Source organism: Vibrio sp. 10N.239.312.C11 (assembly GCF_041466065.1).
Lineage (GTDB): Bacteria > Pseudomonadota > Gammaproteobacteria > Enterobacterales > Vibrionaceae > Vibrio > Vibrio tasmaniensis_A.
In genome coordinates this window covers 1-3,245 of the sequence record NZ_JBFSRZ010000112.1, presented here as the reverse complement: position 1 = coordinate 3,245, position 3,245 = coordinate 1, and the positions used below count along the sequence as shown (strand labels likewise).

Annotated in this window: 3 protein-coding genes; all 3 read left to right on the top strand. The window is 38.0% G+C overall.

All coding sequences use genetic code 11. From position 1 onward, the window contains the following. Positions 1-460 precede the first annotated feature (460 nt). The 3 genes from AB6D07_RS22705 to AB6D07_RS22695 all read left to right on the top strand — a co-directional run bounded on the left by AB6D07_RS22705 (position 461) and on the right by AB6D07_RS22695 (position 3,239). Positions 461-1,402: a hypothetical protein gene (locus tag AB6D07_RS22705; protein WP_017099606.1), complete on the top strand. Its 942-nt coding sequence runs from the start codon at positions 461-463 to the stop codon at positions 1,400-1,402. Next, positions 1,384-2,850, top strand: coding sequence for a metallophosphoesterase (locus AB6D07_RS22700; RefSeq protein WP_017099605.1), 1,467 nt, complete (start codon positions 1,384-1,386; stop codon positions 2,848-2,850). The genes AB6D07_RS22705 and AB6D07_RS22700 overlap by 19 nt, the downstream gene beginning before the upstream one ends. 137 nt (positions 2,851-2,987) lie before the next feature. Continuing rightward, complete coding sequence (locus AB6D07_RS22695; RefSeq protein WP_371693285.1) at positions 2,988-3,239, top strand: Arm DNA-binding domain-containing protein; 252 nt, start codon at positions 2,988-2,990, stop codon at positions 3,237-3,239. Positions 3,240-3,245 lie beyond the last annotated feature (6 nt).

The window sequence follows — 3,245 nt, the reverse complement described above, 5'->3', positions numbered from 1 at the left end:
GGTAGACACAAGGGATTTAAAATCCCTCGACGTTCGCGTTGTGCCGGTTCAAGTCGGTAATTACCAAGCCAGCTTAATGCTGGTTTTTTTGTGCCTGAATTCAGATAAAACTCCCTCCGGAATCTTCCCTCCTGTCTATCTCCTGTTCTCTGTGCAGATTTTCTGTTCGAGTTAGCTGCCAAGAACCTCCTGTGCTGATGAGCTGTGCGTAATTGTCGTGCCAGCATACCCAAGGCTGAATTTCTGTGTGCCTCTGGTCTCTGTCCGGTCGGGCTGTGAGTGATGAAGCGGACACGAAGCCTTAATAAAAATAAATTTAAGGGTTGCTGGCCAGTTGACAGTTTTTTAACGCTGACTAAGTAGCTCTAAAAAGCAGATCAAAATTAATATAAATTGCAACTTATCAATGTGTTATGTTACCTTAAGTTGCGCATGTCATATAAAAAACTAAAGAATATAGATGTCACATTTTATGCCTCCAGATCCTCACCCCTTAGACTATGATTGGCGGTTTACGAGAGAAACTGTTGATAAACTGAGTCAATTATTTGATGATCATGAGTCAGTGCTATCACTAGGTGTTCCTTCTTTAATAAGAAAACATCAAGAATTGGATAATCGGGTTTTTCTTGTTGATCGACAGCCTTTACATTGGTCTAATTTTCATTCGTTAGTAGACGTAGATGTTGATTTACCTCTATGTAAGAGCTTTGATGCTGCTGTCATAGATCCGCCTTGGTATATAGAGAATACTATTCGCTGGATCAGTTGGAGTGCGCAACACTTAGCGATTGGTTCAAAAATTTATATTTCTCTCTGGCCGGAATTAACAAGGCCACAAGCCATCGAAGAAAGAAAAAACTTATTTGAATGGTTGACTAGCTGGGCTGATTTTGAAATAAAATCTAATTTTTTTTGTTACGAAACTCCTGTTTTTGAAATGAGAGCAAGTGAAGTAAGTGATGATAATGTTCTCGAAGACTGGCGTTTTGGCGATTTACTTGTCATAAAAATTAAAGAAATCCCTCCTTTGTCGAAAGCTATCACTAAGACCGAATTATGGCACCGATTTGTAATAGATGACTATCAGCTTGCATTACGTGTGAACCATCACGATGTTCTACCTGCAAAAATAATTATGCATCCATTAGCTAATGGATGGTATTGGCCTTCCGTTAGTAGGAGAGCAATTGGAAGGGAAGTTATCGACCTGTGGAGCTCTCAAAACAAAGTGGGTACAGTAATTGGTAGCGCGAATGCATTAGAGATCTTACGTTTTCATTTGGGGTTATCTGATAAGGTGCCTTCATCAGCAGCAGACTCTTTTTTAACAGTGCTACAACAGTGGAATATACCGAATAAACCTTATAAACGAGTAATGGAATGGCAGCACCTAGCATAATCTTACGGTTCAGAGATACTACACCCGACATCGACACAATAGACGAGCATAAAGCTATTATTAATAGAAAAGGAATAGTGTTGTGGGGGTGGTGGAAGAAAGAACATGAAGACGGATTTGAGTCCTTATTTAACAGTTTAGAGAGTGATGACACGGTATCTGATTACGTTTATCTAATTGATCCATCGACTAAACGTTGTTTCACTGCATCTTTCAATAAAGTGTATAGGAAAAGGAAAGTTGACGTCGACATATCTTTGGTCCCTGAATACTATAGACACCAATGTGAGAAAGTTGAAGCTTGGTTTCAGTTGACTTCAATCAATGTCATTGATTATGAACCTAATTTAGGTAGGCAGGTGGGTGAAAATACACTATTACTTCGTGATAGCTATGGATGCTCTAGCGTAAGAGTTTCTAGAATCGGCAACAGCGGTTCAGATAGAAAGTCAATACTTCATCTTTCAGATTTACATTTTGGACTTGATCACGGTTTCGTTGTTTCAGATAAGGTTTTGGAAAGAGGGACAGCGAAGACACTTAGTGATTGTATTCTGACTGACTTAAAGCGAGTAAAAGCAAACAAAGATATTGCTGCAATCATTATTACAGGTGATTTTACGACAAGATCTGATTGGTCAGATAGTACAAAAAACTTAATTATAAGTGAGCTTCACTCGATAGCTAGCGGACTTGGGGTTGATAAAAGCAATATTATTACTCTCCCTGGAAACCATGATATGAAACGCTACCCGAGTGATAGCAACATAGACGAAAATAAGTTGGCTGGAAATACTCAGGTTACATATGAGCACGAGCGTGACTATCGTCTTTTTTCCGAAGAATTAACTGGGAAGCATTGGAAAAGTCAATTAGATTATAACATTATTGTTTCATTGGGTGATGTAGATTTATTCTTATCAATAATGAACTCATGTAGAGTAACAAGCTCTAAACTTACAGAATATGGTTATGTTGGTTCTCTAGGTTTAGACATACTTGACGACTTGGCTAATTTAAATATGAGTAAACCGACTTATAAAATGATGGCTCTTCACCATCATTTAGTGCCCATTAGTCAAGTTGAGATGCCAAATAGAAATGCGATATCTCTCACTCTAGATGCGGTTGAATTGTTAGATAAAGCAGCTAATGTTGGTATACATATGGCATTACATGGCCACCAGCATGAAAATAGAATTGCTCAATACCATAGTTTTAGCCTAGCAAATGAAGACCCCAAATCTCCTATATTAATAGTATCTGGCGGGAGTACGGGGGTTAGTCGTGAACGTAGAGCTGAGTCTACTAGAAATTCATACAACCTACTTACTTTTGAACTTGATAAGATCAAGCTGAGAATCAGAGAAATTATATCTGACGGAAAACGTGGGTATGATTTATATGATAATTATTTACCTGTTTCGCCTACCGTGCAGGAACAGTAGTTATTTAAAGTCGTAAATTATAATATTTAGCAAACCACAACTATAACGATAGATTATAGTTGTGGTTTGGCCGTTTCTAAATAAAAGCTAATTATATATTAAAACCTAGTATGGATTAAATATAGGTGATTTCTTTTATGGAGAAACGTTTTAAATTTACAACTACTAAGATCGCCAGTTTACCCCCTAATGATCCAGACTCGCGTTCTACAGAAGCTGAATATTCGTGCTCTGAGTTATCGGGTTTCAAGATATTAGTAGGTAAAAATGGACGTAAAAAATGGCTAGTCAGGTATACGCTTAATGGCAAGAAAGGATCTGCGTCATTGGGTATTTTCCCGGCTTTGTTGCGTAATTCAATGGAACTAAATCAAGAACCTACGATCTGATCAGCT